This is a genomic window from Deinococcus radiopugnans ATCC 19172, from assembly GCF_006335125.1.
Classification (GTDB): domain Bacteria; phylum Deinococcota; class Deinococci; order Deinococcales; family Deinococcaceae; genus Deinococcus; species Deinococcus radiopugnans.
This window is the reverse complement of sequence record NZ_VDMO01000023.1, coordinates 1-13,674: the sequence shown is the minus strand read 5'-3', so window position 1 is coordinate 13,674 and position 13,674 is coordinate 1. Positions and strand designations below refer to the sequence as shown.

Genomic DNA, 13,674 nt, shown 5'->3' with positions numbered 1-13,674 from the left:
CGATAATTCGCGGGCCGAAAACTGAATCGCAATTGACTTCGGTCTGTGTTTAGTCTAACCTAAAATTATGATCAGGAAGCCTCAAACCCTGTTGCTCTGCGCTGCGATGGCGGCATCGGGTGTGGCTCAGGCCGCCCCATCCTCCGAAAAAAAGACCGTCCTGACCACCTTTACCATCCTGGCCGACATGGCACAGAACGTCGCCGGAGACCGCCTGAATGTCGTGTCCATCACCAAGCCCGGCGCCGAGATTCATGGCTACCAGTTCACGCCCAGCGATCTGGTAAACGCGCGCGGGGCCAGCCTGATCCTGAACAACGGGCTGGGCCTGGAGCTGTGGTTCGAGAAATTCACGCGGCAACTGGGCCAGGTGCCCAGCGTCACGCTGACCGACGGCATCAAGCCGGTGAACATCAGCGCCGATGCTTACAAGGGCAAGCCCAACCCGCACGCCTGGATGTCGCCCAAGAACGCGCTGGTCTATGTCGAAAACATCCGCAAGGCGTTCGTGAAGCTCGATCCCGCCGGGGCAAAGACCTTCAACGCCAACGCGAAGGCCTACAGCGCCAAGATTCGCGCGGTGGACGCCCGCCTGAAGACCCAACTCGCCAGCCTGCCGAAAAATCAGCGGGCGCTGGTGACCTGCGAGGGGGCCTTTTCCTACCTGACGCGCGACTATGGCCTGTCCGAGCATTACCTGTGGCCGGTCAACGCCGAGGAAGGGCAGGGCACGCCCCGGCAGATCAAGGGCGTGATCGACGCCGTGCGCGCCGGGAAGATTCCCGCCGTGTTCTGCGAAAGCACCGTGCCCACGCGCGGCATGCAGCAGGTGGCGCGGGAGGCCGGAGCCAGATTCGGCGGCGTGCTGTACGTGGACTCGCTGACCGACGCGGGAGGGCCGGTGCCCACCTACCTGACCCTGCTGCAAAAGGACGCCGACACCATCCTCAGGGGCCTGGGAGGCCAGAAATGATCGCGCTGGACGTTCAAAACGTGAGCGTGGCCTACGGCGGCGGACGACTCGCCCTGCGGCAGGCCACCTTGCAGGTGGGGGGCGGCAGCGTCTGCGGGCTGGTGGGCATGAACGGCTCGGGCAAAAGCACGCTGTTCAAGACCGTAATGGGATTCCTGCCTCCGCTGCGCGGCAGCGTGCAAGTCTTCGAGCAACCCGTCATCCGCGCCCAGAAGGCCGGACTGATCGCCTACGTGCCGCAGAGCGAGGACGTGGACTGGAACTTCCCGGTCAGCGTGCGCGAGGTGGTCATGATGGGCCGCCAGGGCCAGATGGGCTGGCTGCGCCGTCCGGGGGCTGCCGATCACCAACTGGTGGAGGAAAGCCTGGAGCGCGTGGGGATGAGCGCCTTTGCCGGGCGCCAGATCGGCGAACTGAGCGGCGGGCAGCGCAAACGCGCTTTCCTGGCCCGCGCGCTGGCCCAGGAGGGCCGCCTGCTGCTGCTGGACGAACCCTTCGGCGGCGTGGACGTGGGCACCAGCGAGGCGATCATTGCGCTGATGGGCGAGCTGCGCCGCGAGGGCCGCTCGATGCTGGTCAGCACCCACGATCTGGGCACGCTGGAAACCTTCTGTGACGAGGTGGCCCTGATCGCAGACCGCACCGTCTTACTGTACGGCCCCACCGATGAGGTGCTGACCGCCGAGCATCTGGCCCACACCTTCGGGGGCCGCTCGCCGCTGCACGCTCCTTCCACGGCCAAACTGGAGGCCCGCCCATGAATTTGGAACTGCTGCTGGCCCCCCTGCACTACGACTTCATGACCCGCGCCCTGCTGGTCAGCGCGCTGGTGGGCGCCGTGTGCGCGGTGCTGTCGTGCTTCGTGATCCTCAAGGGCTGGTCTTTAATGGGCGACGCCGTTTCACACGCCGTGTTGCCCGGCGTGGTGATCTCGTACCTGCTGGGGCTGCCCTTCGTGATCGGGGCCTTCGCCTTCGGGCTGCTCAGCGTGAGCGCCATCGGCTTTATCCAGTCGCGCTCGCGGGTCAAGGAGGACACCGTGATCGGGGTGGTCTTCACGGCGCTGTTCGCGCTGGGGCTGGTGATGATCTCCAAGATTTCCAGCGACGTCCACCTGAGCCACATCCTGTTCGGGGACGTGCTGGGCATCGGCGACTCAGAGCTGTGGCAGACGGTGATTGCCGGGGCCATCGCGCTGACCGTGACCCTGCTGCTCAGAAAAGACCTGCTGCTGTACGTGTTTGACCCCACCCACGCCCGCTCGATTGGCCTGAACACCGGCGTGCTGAACTACGTGCTGCTCACCGTGCTGGCACTGACCATCGTGACCGCGCTGCAAACCGTGGGCGTGATTCTGGTGGTGGCGATGCTGATCACGCCGGGGGCCACCGCCTACCTGCTGACCGACAGGTTCTCGAAGATGCTGTGGATCGCCGTGGCCTGCGGCATCCTGTCCGCCGTGATCGGCACCTACGGCAGCTACTTTCTGGACGGCGCGACGGGCGCGTGCATCGTGCTGGTGCAGAGCCTCTTCTTCCTGCTGGCCTTTGTCTTCGCGCCCAAGCACGGTCAGCTGGCCCGCCGCCGCCAGCAGCTGGCCGAACGGGCCGATGAGCTGGGCGAGGGTGGCCTCGCCTCCACGCCCCGCCCGATTCTGACTCGGGTGCGCAACGCCAGCAAGGAGCAGGCCACCGACTGAGCATCTCTCCTGCGGAGGGTCATTCCGACTCGAAATATCGCCACAAGGGACGGCCCCTCTTCACAGTGGAGAGGGGCCGTCCCCTGGCCTGGACGATCGCCCGCCGCTACAGATCGCGCCGGCTGAAGCGCCACATCGCCGCCATCACGGCCAGCGCCGCCAGCGCGGCCGCCCATAAGACCAGCGTGGGCGCAATCGGGTCAGCGCCGAAGAAGGGATTGGCCCCCCCGGTGCGCCGGCTGATCTCCAGCAGGCTGTCCGGTTGCAGCAGGTAACTGGCCCCCAGCCACAGCGCGTTGGTGGGCATGACCACGTTGGCGACGCGCCCCAGCGTGGTCAGGATCTGGGTGTCCGACAGGGTGCCGATGGCGCTCAGGATGCCGCCGGTAAAGCCTGCCCCATACAGCACAAAGACGCCGATGCCGTTGGCGAGGGTGGTGAACAGCGTGCTGCCCAGCACCGTCAGGGCGGTCAGCAGCGTCACGGACAGCAGGATCAGGCCCAGCGCGGGGGCGGGAGCGGGCGGCAGGTAGCCGGTGATGGCGTACACGCCGACGAGCAGGGCGATGCCCAGCAGCGCCACGTACACCACGTTCACCACTGTGAAGCCGATCCAGCGCCCCAGTACCAGCTGCGCGCGGCTGATCGGGCGGGCGATCACGCTTTGCATCACGCCGTTCTCGATGTCGCCGCTGACCGCGCCCACGGTGGACAGCACCGACATCAGCGCCCCCAGGAAATACACCAGGTACATGCCGAACATGGCCGCGTACATCACCGGCAGGTTCGACAGCCCCGTGGTGCTGCGCCCGTCCAGGCCAGCGTCCACCGCCCGCTCGTTCAGATTCAGTTCCAGGCGGTAGATGCCGTACAGGTAGAAGCCGATAAACAGCACGCTGAGAATAAGCAGCACGCTGACCAGCCGCTTGCGGACGGCCTCGCGCAGGGACAGTTCGGCAATGAGAAGGGCATTACGCACGGACGGCCTCCGGGGTGGTGGGGGCCGGGCGATCCTCGATCAGCTCCAGGAACATCGTTTCCAGATCGGGGCGGCGCGGGATCAGGGCGTGCAGACGAGCGCCAGATGCGTGGATGGCGTCGGCCACCGCAGGCACCCGGTCTGCGTCCGGCAGCCACAGCTCGATCTCGGCGCGGCCAGGGGTCTGGGTATCGGTGTGGCGCACCTCGCCCAGCCGGGCCAGCGCGTCCAGCAGGCCGGGCTTCACGGCGTCCACCCGGATGCCCAGCGGGATCACGCCGCCCATCAGCTCCTGCATGCTGCCCTGCTGCAAGACCCGGCCCTCCTTGACGAAGGCCACCCGGTCACACACCTGTTCCACCTCCGACAGCAGGTGCGAGTTGAGGAACACCGCCACGCCGTCGGCGCGCAGGCCCTCGATGATCTCGCGCACCTCCACCCGGCCGATGGGATCGAGGGCGCTCGTCGGCTCGTCCAGAAACACCAGTTCGGGCCGCGCCAGGATCGCCCCGGCCAGCCCGCAGCGTTGCAACATGCCCTTGCTGTAGCCGCCCAGCGACTCCTGGCCGCGCCCCCCCAGGCCCACGGTTTTGAGCACCTGCGGGACGCGGGCGCGCAGTTCGGCGGCCCGCATTCCGGCCAGCCGCCCGTGAAAGTGCAGGAATTCCTCGGCGGTCATCCACGTTTGAAAGCGGAACTGCTCGGGCAGGAAGCCCAGGCGGGCGCGCACGGCGGGATCGGCGGGGGAGCCGCCCAGCACGCGCATCTGGCCGCCGGTGGGCAGCACCAGCCCCAGCAGCATCTTGACGGTGGTGCTTTTGCCCGCGCCGTTCGGCCCCAGGAAGCCGAAGACCTCGCCGGGCAGCACGCGCAGGCTCAGGCCGTCCACCACCGCGCGGTCTTTGTAGACCTTGCGCAGCTCCTGCGTTTCGATAATGGGAGGGGGGGAAGCGCTCATGGGGTCAGCATAGGGGCCGGGGGGGCGTGCGGCGTGCGCCGAAGGTTGCAGTTGCTGGGTTGAGGTGTCGTTCGGGCAGCCCCACCCCCCAGCCCCCTCCCCCAGAGGGGCAGGGGGAGCGGCGCTGCGCTAGGCAGGAGGAGTGGGCGTTGTGAGTGGAAGAGGGCGGCGGCATCCGGGTCTGATGCCCTGCTCCGTGACGCCCAATGCGGCCCGTGCGCTGCGCGCCCGACGGCCTTCGGTTGCTTCTCCGTTGGCGATTCTATGCATGAGGTAAAGCAAGATGCCCTGGCTTTCGGCTCCTCCTCCCCGGCGGGGGACTGGTACAGCTCGCCCCGCGAGAGGCTGGGTGGGGGTGGCAGGCGAAGCCTGCCCTCCCGCCTGCCAGACAGCAAAAATCCTGTTGCCCGCTTCCCATTCCGTTCGTCAGGGCGAGTGGGGGCGGGAACGATTGGGACGGGCGCAACCCCGCAGCGGAGGGCCACTCCAGGCAGCGCCTGAACAGGTCCAAAACCACCCCACCACCCCCGTGCTAGCCTCCCGTTCATGTCTGAGCCAGACCCTTCTGCCACGCCCGTAACCCCCGCGCCGCTGTTCGGGACGGCGGTGGTGGCCGGGGTGGGGCTGATCGGCGGCAGCGTGGCGATGGGCCTGCGCCAGCGCTTTCTGGCCCAGCGCGTGATCGGGATGGACGCCAGCATGGATGTGCTGCGCGAGGCCGAGGCGCTGGGGTTGGTGGACGAGGTCCGCCCCACGGCGGGCGAATGGCTGCGCGGGGCCGATCTGGTGATTCTGGCCGCCCCCATGCGCGCCCTGATCCCGCTGGCCAATGAGCTGGCCCCCTTCCTGAATCCGGCGGCGCTGGTCAGCGACGTGGGCAGCGTCAAGGGCGGCATCGCCGCCGAGATGGAACGGCTGGGGGTCCGCAACTTCGTGGCCGGGCACCCGATGGCGGGCAGCGAGCGCGGCGGGGTCACGCACGCCAACGCCGCGCTGCTGGAAAACGCCGTGTGGGTGCTGACCCCCACCGATCAGACGCCGCTGACCGCCCTGAGCCGCGCCCGCACGCTGGTGGAAGGGCTGGGGGCCGCCCCAGTGGTGATGCCGCCCGACGCCCACGATGCGCTGGTGGCGACGGTCAGCCACCTGCCGTACCTGGCGAGTCTGGCGCTGACCCATATGGTGGCCCGCGACGAGCGCCTGAGCCTGCTGGCCGCCGGGGGCTTCCGCGACCTGACCCGCGTGGCCAGCGGCGACCCGCGCATGAGCCGCGACATGGTGGTGGAGAACAAAACGGCGCTGCGTGAGGCGCTCCGGCGCTTCCGGTACCAGTTGGACCGTCTGGAGGCCGACCTGGAGGAACCCGAGGAACTGCTGGCCGCCGCCCACGAGGGCAAGCGCACCCGCGACAGCCTGCCGGTGGTGCGCCGCAGCCTGCTGCCGCAGAAGTACGATCTGGTGGTGGCGGTGCCGGACAAACCCAACCAGATCGGCGTCGTGACCCAGACACTGGGGGCGGCGGGGGTCAACATCAAGGACATCGAGGTGCTGGCGATCCGCGAGGAAGGCGGGGCGCTGCGACTGGGCCTGGAATCCGCCGACGCTGTGGTTCAGGCGACCGGCATTCTGCGCGGCGCGGGTTTTGAGGTCCGCGGGCGGGGCTGAGCGCCAGTTCGTCACGGCCCAGCGAGGGTTGCTGGGCGCCGACGCCGTGGAGAGACATCCGCAAACGCCGCCGCTTCCGGCAAATCCACTAGACTGCCCGCAGCGCACGCGTGATTTCCCATGACCCAGACCCGTTTTCCCCCCCCTGCCGAGCAGCCGCGCCTGCCGGAGGACCCCGACTTCAGCGCCGATGCCGAGGGTCTGATTCCTCCGTCGGAGGCCGAACCGGCCTCGACCGGGGGCGTGCCCCACAAGTTGACGGCCATCGACCTGTTCCGGGGCATCACCATTCTGGAGGTGGTGGCCCACCACACCTCGGGCCTGGCGCTGCGCTACGCGGTGCCCGACACCCTGAGCTTCATGCTGCTGCAATTAATCAACCGCACGCTGCACTTCGCCGTGCCCGCCTTCGTGTTCCTGTCGGCGGTGGTGCTGACCCGCAGCCTGCTCAAGAATTTCCGCCCCGGACGCTACTTCTGGCGGCGGCTGACGCGCGGGGCGTGGCCGTACCTGCTGTGGAGCGCGCTGTACATGGGCTGGTACGTGTGGACCGGCCAGCGTCCGGCCAGCACCCTGACCGATCCCGACAAGTGGTTGTTCTATCTGCAGTACGGCAAGGCCAGCTACCACCTGTATTTCCTGCTGGTGGCGCTGGAGGTCTACCTAGTCATTCCGCTGCTGCTGCCGCTGGCCCGGCGCCGGCCCCCGATTGTGCTGGCGCTGCTGCTCGGCGCGGCGCTGCAACTGGGCATCTACCTGCTGAACCGCTCGGTCCTGCGGGTGCCGTACCCGGCCAGCACCGTCTTGTGGTACATGCTGCCGATCACGGTGGGCATGGCGGTGGGCGCACGGCTCGACGACTTCCCGGCATGGTGGCGCAAGTATCGCCTCGTCCTGATCGCGGCGGCGGCGACAGCTTACGCGCTGTACCTGCCGCAGGCGCTGGCCTACGTGCGCGGCGAGCCGCTGAACCCGATGGTGTATTCCGGCCTGAGCTGGGCCTACACCACGCTGATGGCGCTGACCGTGCTGGGCGTGGCCTACAGCCTGCAGCGCCTGAGCCGGCGCTGGCGGGTGGGCCTGGGCACCATCGGGATGTTCAGTCTGCAGATCTACCTGATCCACCCGGCCATCTTGCAAACGCTGGAACGTCTGCACTCGCCAGGGGGGGATCCGCTGGTCTTCGCGCTTACCACCTTGGGGTACTTCCTGCTGGCCCTGCTGCTGCCGGCCATGCTGGCACTGCTGCTGGTGGACACCCGCCTGAGCAAATTCATCTTCGGCCGCTGAGGATGGGCGCGCACGCCGGAAGCGGCGGCCCAGCCGGGACGGCCCCAGGATGTCAGCCCGGCGTGAGGCCGGGCGCGCTACAGTCTGGAACGTTGTGAACCGGTTCCTTTCCCTGATCGCGGTGCTGGCCCTGACCGTTCCCCCCGTTGCGGGGGCCGCCGCCCCGCCGCGCGCCCCTGCACCCGGCACCTCCGAGACCGGCGCGCTGGCCCAGCCGGTGGACTGGCTGCCGCTGGGACAGCCGGGGCGCGAATCGCTGCTGCGGATTCCCGACAGTTGCACCTACCTGCCCTGCCCGCTGGTCGTCGTGTCGCACCCGCGCAACCAGAGTGCGGCCCGCCTGCGCGACAGCGCCACCTTTCAGGTGCTGATCGGCGCCCTGCTGGAGTCGCACTTTGCCGTGCTGCTCAGCGGCGACGGTGGTCCCGCCACCTGGGGCAGCCCGCGCGCCATGAAGGAGGTGGGGCAGGTGCACGCCGCGGCCCTCAAACGCTTTGCCTGGAACGGCCACACCTACGCCCTGGGCCTGAGCATGGGCGGCCTGATGGCCCTGAGAAGTGCGCTGCCCGGCAGCCCCTACCGGGTGGGCGGCGTGGCGCTGATCGACGCCTGGACGGACCTGCGGGTGGCCTGGAACGCTTCCCCGGCCCGCCGCAAGGAGATCAGCGCCGCCTACGGCACGCAGAACGAGCCGCCGCCGAGCGTGGACCCCCTGATGCAGACCTTCAAGGCCCCGTACCTGCCGCTGTTCGTGGCCGCCAGCGTGAGCGACGGCACGGTGCCGGCGCTGACCAACGGCGAGCGTCTGTACCCGCACGCCGCCCTGGGAAGCAGCGAATTCGTGTCCCTGAGCGGTCCCCACCTGGGCGGCAACCGCTTCACGCCGGACATGGCGCAGCGCCTCGTGGGCTTTTACAAGCGGCTCGAAGGGCGGGATCCGGTCAAGGCGGTGAAGTAGCGCGCGGCAGAGAAGATGGGGAAGGCCAGTCTGCCGGCCTTCCCCACCGATCTCACATCGCCGCCGGAACCTCGATGCCAATCAGGTCCAGCGTCTCCTCGAAAGCCTGACGCAAGCGGGCGACCAGCGCCAGCCGCGCCTCGCGCAGGCCCTCTTCAGATTGCAGGACGTTGGTGGCCGGCTTGCCCCGTTTGTCCTTGGCGTTGTACCAGGCGTTGAACGACGTGGCGAGATCCAGCGCGTACTGCGCCACCACATGCGGCGAGTGGACGCGCACGCTCTGGGCGACGACCTCGGGCAGCCTGGCCACCTGTTTGGCGAGGGTCAGGTCGATGTCCGGCAGGGCGTCCCAGTCGGCCCCGCTGCCGTCGGTGGCAAAGCCCGCCTCCTGCCCCTTACGCAGAATGTTGGCGGCGCGGACGGCGGCGTACTGGACATACGGCGCGGTGTCGCCGTTCAGCGCCAGCGCCTGCTCCCAGCGGAAGTCGATCTTGCGCGTCGGCTCGGCCTTGAGCATAGCAAAGCGGATCGCACCCAGGCCGATGCGGCGGGCGATTTCCCCGGCGTCCTCCCGCCCCGCGAGTTCGGGGTTGACCTTCGCGAGTTCGTCCAGCGCCCGTTTCTGCGCCTCGTCCATCGCCGCGTCCGCGCTGACCGTCACGCCCTTGCGTCCGCTGATGGTCTGTCCTTCCAGCGTCACGAAGGCGTAGGACAGGTGGATGCTGCGCGCCTCCTTTTCCGGCTGCTCAGCGACGCCCAGGGCCGCTTTGACAATCTTCTGCGGGTGCTCCTGGCGCGAGTCGATCACGTTGATCACCTCGTCGGCGTGGCCGAAACGCCTCTCGGTGTCCGGCTGGCCGTCCGGCGCGCTCGTCCAGACGGTGTGGCCTTCAGGGTCCTGAGTAAAGGGCTTAAAGCGCATGCCCTCAAACAGCCCGAACTTCCAGAACTGGTAGCCCACATCCTTGGCGACGTACATGGCCGTGCCGTCGCTGCGGCGCAGCACGACGTTGGGCTCTTCCAGGTTCGGCAGGAACGACGACACGTCCATCACGAAGGCGTCCGCAAACTTGCCCGAAGTGGGATGGCTGGTGTAGGGGCTGCCTTCCAGAATGTTCAGGCCATGGCCCAGAAACCCGCTGCCGACCACGTCGGACTCCCAGGCCAGCAGGTCGTAGCGGGCGCCCAGGCGAAAGCAGGTGTCCAGGTGGGCATGCACGACCTTCTCCACCTCTGAACGCAGCTCCCCGGCTTCCAGGCGGTGCATGATCGCGCGGATGCCGGGTTCCAACTCACCTTTTGCCGGGTCGGCGTTCAGGCGCACGTAGCCCTCGCCCAGCCAGTGGTCGTACTTCTGCACGCCGTCCCACGTCAGGCCGTAGTGGTTCACGGCAAAGATGGACTCGGCGGCCTGACGTCCGGTGTCGTCGATGTAGTTCTGCACTTCCACGGTCTGCCCGGCGGCGCGGAAGATGCGGGCCATGCTGTCGCCCAGCACCACGTTGCGCAGGTGGCCCACGTGCAGTTCCTTGTTGGGGTTGACCGAGGTGTGCTCGATCACCACCTTGCCGCTCAGCCGGGGCATCTCGAAGGGGCGCTCCACGACGCCGCGCACGAAACCGGCCACGTCCACGAAGAAGTTCAGGAACGGCCCCGCCGCCTCCACCCGCTTGATGCCCGCCGGCAGGTCCACGGTCTGCGCGAGCTGCGCGGCGATCTGCGCCGGGTTGCCGCCCACCGCCTTGGCGATCAGAAAGGCGGCGGGGGTGCCGTAGTCGCCCGCCTTGCCCGCCGGGGTTTCCTGGATGGCGGCGTCGATGGGCGCGCCGAGCCGCTGGGCCGCGTCTTCCACGGCGGCCTTGAGTTGTGTCTTGAGGTCCATAACATGGAAGTTTAGGGCAGATGGGGCCTTCACACTCCGGCGTGATGCGCCAGGGCAGACCCGCCTTCCCGTAGCATACGGACCATGCCGGACCCGCACTCTCCCCAGGCCCTGTCGGTGGCGGTGGTCATTCCGGCCTACAACGAGGCCGACACGGTGGCGGACGTGGTGCGCGTGGGCCTGGGCCTGACGCCGCAGGTGGTGGTGGCCTCCGACGGCAGCGACGACGACACGGCGGCGGTGGCCCGCGCGGCCGGGGCGCGGGTGGTGGAACTGGCCGAGAACGGGGGCAAGGGGGCGGCCCTGTCCGCAGCGCTGGACGCCACCGACGCCGAGTTCATCGTGATGCTGGACGCCGATCTCACGGGGCTGACCCTGGACCACCTGAGGCGGATGCTGCGCCCGGTGACCAGCGGCGAACTGGACATGAGCATCGGCGTCTTCGAGGGCGGCGGCTTCGTGACCGACTGGGGCAACAAGCTGACCCCGCACCTGAGCGGGCAGCGGGTCTGCCGCCGCGACTGGCTGCGCTCGGTGCCGCATCTGGGCGAGGAACGCTGGCCCGAACCGGCCATCACCCGCCACCTGAAAAGCACCGGGGCACGCTGGGATTATGTCGAGCTGCCGCAGGTGGGGCAGGTATTGAAGGAAAAGAAACGAGGCTTCTGGAACGGCGCGTGGGCCAGAACCCGCATGTACGCCGACCTGCTGACCTTCCGGGCGCGGCGCAAGAAACCCTGACCCTGGCGTCCAGACGCCCGCTTTCAGCCCCCGGCGCCCAGTACAGGCGCCTCAGCCCTCGTCGATCTGCCGCAGCTTTTCCATGCGCCCTGCCAGTTCCGGCAGGTCCAGCGCCCGCAGAGCCTTGACCGTGCGGCCCAGCCCCGCGCCGTCGATACGGTTCTGGTTCCAGCCCGCGATCAGCATGGCCAGCCCCTGCAGGGCGTCGCCCACCGTCTCCTTGTGAAACATGGCGGCCAGATTGCCGCTTTGCGTGGGCTGGGTCTGCTGCACCTGCGCCTGCACGTCCAGCACCACCTGCATGAACACCGGGTCCAGCCGGGCGCGGTCATCGGGGGCAATGGGCTTGCTGGTGTCTGCCTTGCTGGCGGGCTTGCTGGATTCGGGGGACATGCCCGGCAGTCTAGTGGGCCTGGAAGACGTGGGCGCCGTGGACCGCCCATGTGCCGGAACTGACAGGCCACCCAGGCCCTGCTCTCTTATGCGGCTGTCATTCCAGAGTTAGTGCCTTTGTGAGAGACTGGCCCGCTATGCTGGAAATCCTGCTCGTTCAACTGTCTAAACCCAGCGTGTGGCTGTGGCTGGCCATTGCGCTGGTCATCTCCTACGCCGTTCACCGTTTTGGCCGCCTGCTGCTGCGCGCCCTGAGGGGCCAGATCGACCCCCGCATGTTGAAAGCCTTGAGGTGGCTGTGGTTGCTGGTGGTGGTGGTGGGCTACGTCGCCTACGCCACCTACAAGATCTACCTGCCCAACATTCCGGTGCTGTTCGCGCTGGGCCAGAACATCGCCGAGGGCTTCCGCAACACCGCCGGGCAGGCCGTGGTGATCGTGGCGCTGGCACTGATCGCGTGGCGGATGGTGGGCACCTTCAGCGAGCGCATCGTGCCAGGCAACGACGAATTCAACCGCCGCAACGTGCGCGTGCAGACCCTCAAGGGCGTGGTCGAAAGCACCCTCAAGGTCATCATCATCATCATCAGCCTGATCGCGGGCCTGCAGGCGCTGGGCGTGAACGCCACCAGCCTGCTGGCGGGGGTCTCGGTGCTGGGGCTGGCGGTGGGCTTCGGCGCGCAGAGCCTGATCAAGGACGTGTTCACGGGCTTTTTTATCCTGCTCGAAGACCAGTACGGCGTGGGCGACGTGATCACGGTCAACAGCGGTCTGCTGAGCGGCAACGTGGAGCGCCTGAACCTGCGCGTGACCGCCCTGCGCGCCCTGGACGGCACCGTACATATCGTCCCCAACGGTCAGATCAACACGGTCAGCGTCAGCAGCAAGGACTGGAGCCGGGTGGTGGCCACCGTCGACGTGACCTATCAGGCCAACATCAACGAGGCCCTGCGCGTGCTCAAGGCCGTAAGCGACGAGATCTACGCGGACGGCGAGTGGCGGCGCTACTTCCTGGAGGAGCCCGAGATTCAGGGCGTGACCCAGCTGGCCCCCGACGGCGTGACGCTGCGCGCCCTGTTCAAGGTGCTGCCCAAGAGCCAGTACGCGATTGGCCGCGAGTTCAACCGCCGCATCAAGATCGCCATGGATCAGGCGGGCATCGAGATTCCCTTCCCACAGCGCAGCCTGAATTTCGGCGGCGCACCCATTGAGATCCGGCTGACCCGTGACGACGGCGGCGAGTCAGGGCCAACAGATCAGGACCGCACCCGCTCTCCCATCAAGCCCAGCGAGACCCGTGACCCGGAGGACGAGGATTGACGCAGTGGGGCCAGCCAGAGACGGGATGCAGAGAACCGACAGAGCCCGCCTCCGGTCTGCCGGGTTCAGGCCAGGCTGGCGGTCTTGCTCATCTTGCTCAAGCTGACCGGCGCGGGCTCGGCCAGCTGACCGCCGGCCAGCAGGGTGGAGAACTCCTCGCCGTACAGGGTTTCGCGGGTCAGCAACACGCGCACGATCTCGTGGACGGCGGCCAGATGCTCGCGCACCAGCGTCAGCACCCGGCCATACGCGGCGTCGATTAAAGCGCGCACCTCCTCGTCGATTTCCTGGGCGGTGGCCTCGGACATGGGCTGCATCTGCGAGCCGCCGCCCAGGAAGCCGGACTGGTCAGAGGCCAGCGCCACCTTGCCGATGCGGTCACTCATGCCCCACTCGGTGACCATGCGGCGGGCGATGTTGGTGGCCTGCTGGAAATCGTTCTGCGCGCCTGTGGTGACCTCGCCGTAGATGACCTCCTCGGCAGCGCGGCCCGCCAGCGCCACGGCGATCATGTCCTCCAGCGCGGGGCGGGTGACGTGCAGGCGGTCGTCGGCGTCCGGCATCATGAAGCCCGCCGCCCGGCCACGCGGCACCACCGTCAGTTTGTTGACGCGGTTGGCGTGGGGCAGCAGTTGGGCGGCCAGGGCGTGGCCGACCTCGTGGTAGGCCGTGACCTTGCGGTCTGCCTCACGCACCACCATGCTGCGCCGCTCAGGCCCCATCAGCACCCGGTCCCGGGCCTCGTCCACATCCCGCCCGGTGATCCGGTTGCGCCCCTCGCGCGCCGCCTGCAGCGCCGCCTCGTTCAGCAGGTTCT

The 13,674-nt window shown here is 68.2% G+C and carries 13 protein-coding genes; 8 read left to right on the top strand and 5 right to left on the bottom strand.

Features of this window, described 5'->3' with window-relative positions; translation table 11 throughout:
• The first annotated feature begins 67 nt into the window (after positions 1 to 67).
• Genes FHR04_RS16680 through FHR04_RS16670 form a run of 3 tightly spaced genes read left to right on the top strand, consistent with a single transcriptional unit; the run spans position 68 to position 2,672 of the window.
• Positions 68 to 973 (top strand): metal ABC transporter substrate-binding protein, encoded by a 906-nt coding sequence (locus FHR04_RS16680; protein WP_139404388.1) that lies wholly within the window; start codon positions 68 to 70, stop codon positions 971 to 973.
• On the top strand, positions 970 to 1,734 hold the full coding sequence (locus FHR04_RS16675; protein ID WP_139404387.1) for a metal ABC transporter ATP-binding protein: 765 nt from the start codon (positions 970 to 972) through the stop codon (positions 1,732 to 1,734). The genes FHR04_RS16680 and FHR04_RS16675 overlap by 4 nt, the downstream gene beginning before the upstream one ends.
• The gene (locus tag FHR04_RS16670; protein ID WP_139404386.1) at positions 1,731 to 2,672 is read left to right on the top strand and encodes a metal ABC transporter permease; all 942 of its coding nucleotides are present in this window, start codon (positions 1,731 to 1,733) and stop codon (positions 2,670 to 2,672) included. Before FHR04_RS16675 ends, FHR04_RS16670 begins: the two co-directional genes overlap by 4 nt.
• Positions 2,673 to 2,778: 106 nt before the next feature.
• On the opposite strand, the gene FHR04_RS16665 is transcribed toward FHR04_RS16670, so the two are convergent.
• Both FHR04_RS16665 and FHR04_RS16660 read right to left on the bottom strand, forming a co-directional pair.
• The gene (locus tag FHR04_RS16665; protein WP_039682316.1) at positions 2,779 to 3,651 is read right to left on the bottom strand and encodes an ABC transporter permease; all 873 of its coding nucleotides are present in this window, start codon (positions 3,649 to 3,651) and stop codon (positions 2,779 to 2,781) included.
• Entirely contained in the window at positions 3,644 to 4,609 is a 966-nt protein-coding gene (locus FHR04_RS16660) for an ABC transporter ATP-binding protein (protein WP_139404385.1), read from the bottom strand. Before FHR04_RS16660 ends, FHR04_RS16665 begins: the two co-directional genes overlap by 8 nt.
• A 546-nt stretch (positions 4,610 to 5,155) precedes the next feature.
• On the opposite strand from FHR04_RS16660, the gene FHR04_RS16655 reads away from it, so the two are divergent.
• From FHR04_RS16655 to FHR04_RS16645, 3 genes are all read left to right on the top strand, one after another.
• Complete coding sequence (locus tag FHR04_RS16655; protein WP_139404384.1) at positions 5,156 to 6,274, top strand: prephenate dehydrogenase; 1,119 nt, start codon at positions 5,156 to 5,158, stop codon at positions 6,272 to 6,274.
• Between the two features lie 120 nt (positions 6,275 to 6,394).
• Positions 6,395 to 7,564, top strand: coding sequence for an acyltransferase (locus FHR04_RS16650; RefSeq protein WP_081994856.1), 1,170 nt, complete (start codon positions 6,395 to 6,397; stop codon positions 7,562 to 7,564).
• Between the two features lie 94 nt (positions 7,565 to 7,658).
• Entirely contained in the window at positions 7,659 to 8,522 is an 864-nt protein-coding gene (locus tag FHR04_RS16645; RefSeq protein ID WP_039682310.1) for an alpha/beta hydrolase family protein, read from the top strand.
• Between the two features lie 52 nt (positions 8,523 to 8,574).
• Here FHR04_RS16645 and FHR04_RS16640 read toward each other — a convergent pair whose 3' ends face one another.
• Positions 8,575 to 10,404, bottom strand: a complete 1,830-nt coding sequence (locus FHR04_RS16640) for an arginine--tRNA ligase (protein ID WP_139404383.1) — start codon at positions 10,402 to 10,404, stop codon at positions 8,575 to 8,577.
• A gap of 84 nt (positions 10,405 to 10,488) precedes the next feature.
• On the opposite strand from FHR04_RS16640, the gene FHR04_RS16635 reads away from it, so the two are divergent.
• On the top strand, positions 10,489 to 11,145 hold the full coding sequence (locus tag FHR04_RS16635; RefSeq protein ID WP_139404382.1) for a glycosyltransferase family 2 protein: 657 nt from the start codon (positions 10,489 to 10,491) through the stop codon (positions 11,143 to 11,145).
• Positions 11,146 to 11,196: 51 nt separating this feature from the next.
• Here the strand turns inward: FHR04_RS16635 and FHR04_RS16630 are convergent, their stop codons facing one another.
• Positions 11,197 to 11,538, bottom strand: coding sequence for a hypothetical protein (locus tag FHR04_RS16630; protein ID WP_139404381.1), 342 nt, complete (start codon positions 11,536 to 11,538; stop codon positions 11,197 to 11,199).
• Between the two features lie 137 nt (positions 11,539 to 11,675).
• Between FHR04_RS16630 and FHR04_RS16625 the strand changes: the two genes are divergently transcribed.
• Entirely contained in the window at positions 11,676 to 12,857 is a 1,182-nt protein-coding gene (locus FHR04_RS16625) for a mechanosensitive ion channel family protein (protein ID WP_139404380.1), read from the top strand.
• Between the two features lie 65 nt (positions 12,858 to 12,922).
• Here FHR04_RS16625 and FHR04_RS16620 read toward each other — a convergent pair.
• A partial coding sequence (locus FHR04_RS16620) for an ATP-dependent metallopeptidase FtsH/Yme1/Tma family protein (RefSeq protein ID WP_249039171.1) occupies positions 12,923 to 13,674 on the bottom strand: 752 nt, incomplete at its 5' end.

Bases quoted from the DNA above. Each gene is read 5' to 3' on its own strand.
- FHR04_RS16630 (WP_139404381.1), bottom strand. From the start codon at position 11,538: ATGTCCCCCGAATCCAGCAAGCCCGCCAGCAAGGCAGACACCAGCAAG.
- FHR04_RS16640 (WP_139404383.1), bottom strand. From the start codon at position 10,404: ATGGACCTCAAGACACAACTCAAGGCCGCCGTGGAAGACGCGGCCCAG.
- FHR04_RS16675 (WP_139404387.1), top strand. From the start codon at position 970: ATGATCGCGCTGGACGTTCAAAACGTGAGCGTGGCCTACGGCGGCGGA.
- FHR04_RS16655 (WP_139404384.1), top strand. From the start codon at position 5,156: ATGTCTGAGCCAGACCCTTCTGCCACGCCCGTAACCCCCGCGCCGCTG.
- FHR04_RS16650 (WP_081994856.1), top strand. From the start codon at position 6,395: ATGACCCAGACCCGTTTTCCCCCCCCTGCCGAGCAGCCGCGCCTGCCG.
- FHR04_RS16635 (WP_139404382.1), top strand. From the start codon at position 10,489: ATGCCGGACCCGCACTCTCCCCAGGCCCTGTCGGTGGCGGTGGTCATT.
- FHR04_RS16670 (WP_139404386.1), top strand. From the start codon at position 1,731: ATGAATTTGGAACTGCTGCTGGCCCCCCTGCACTACGACTTCATGACC.
- FHR04_RS16625 (WP_139404380.1), top strand. From the start codon at position 11,676: ATGCTGGAAATCCTGCTCGTTCAACTGTCTAAACCCAGCGTGTGGCTG.
- FHR04_RS16680 (WP_139404388.1), top strand. From the start codon at position 68: ATGATCAGGAAGCCTCAAACCCTGTTGCTCTGCGCTGCGATGGCGGCA.
- FHR04_RS16660 (WP_139404385.1), bottom strand. From the start codon at position 4,609: ATGAGCGCTTCCCCCCCTCCCATTATCGAAACGCAGGAGCTGCGCAAG.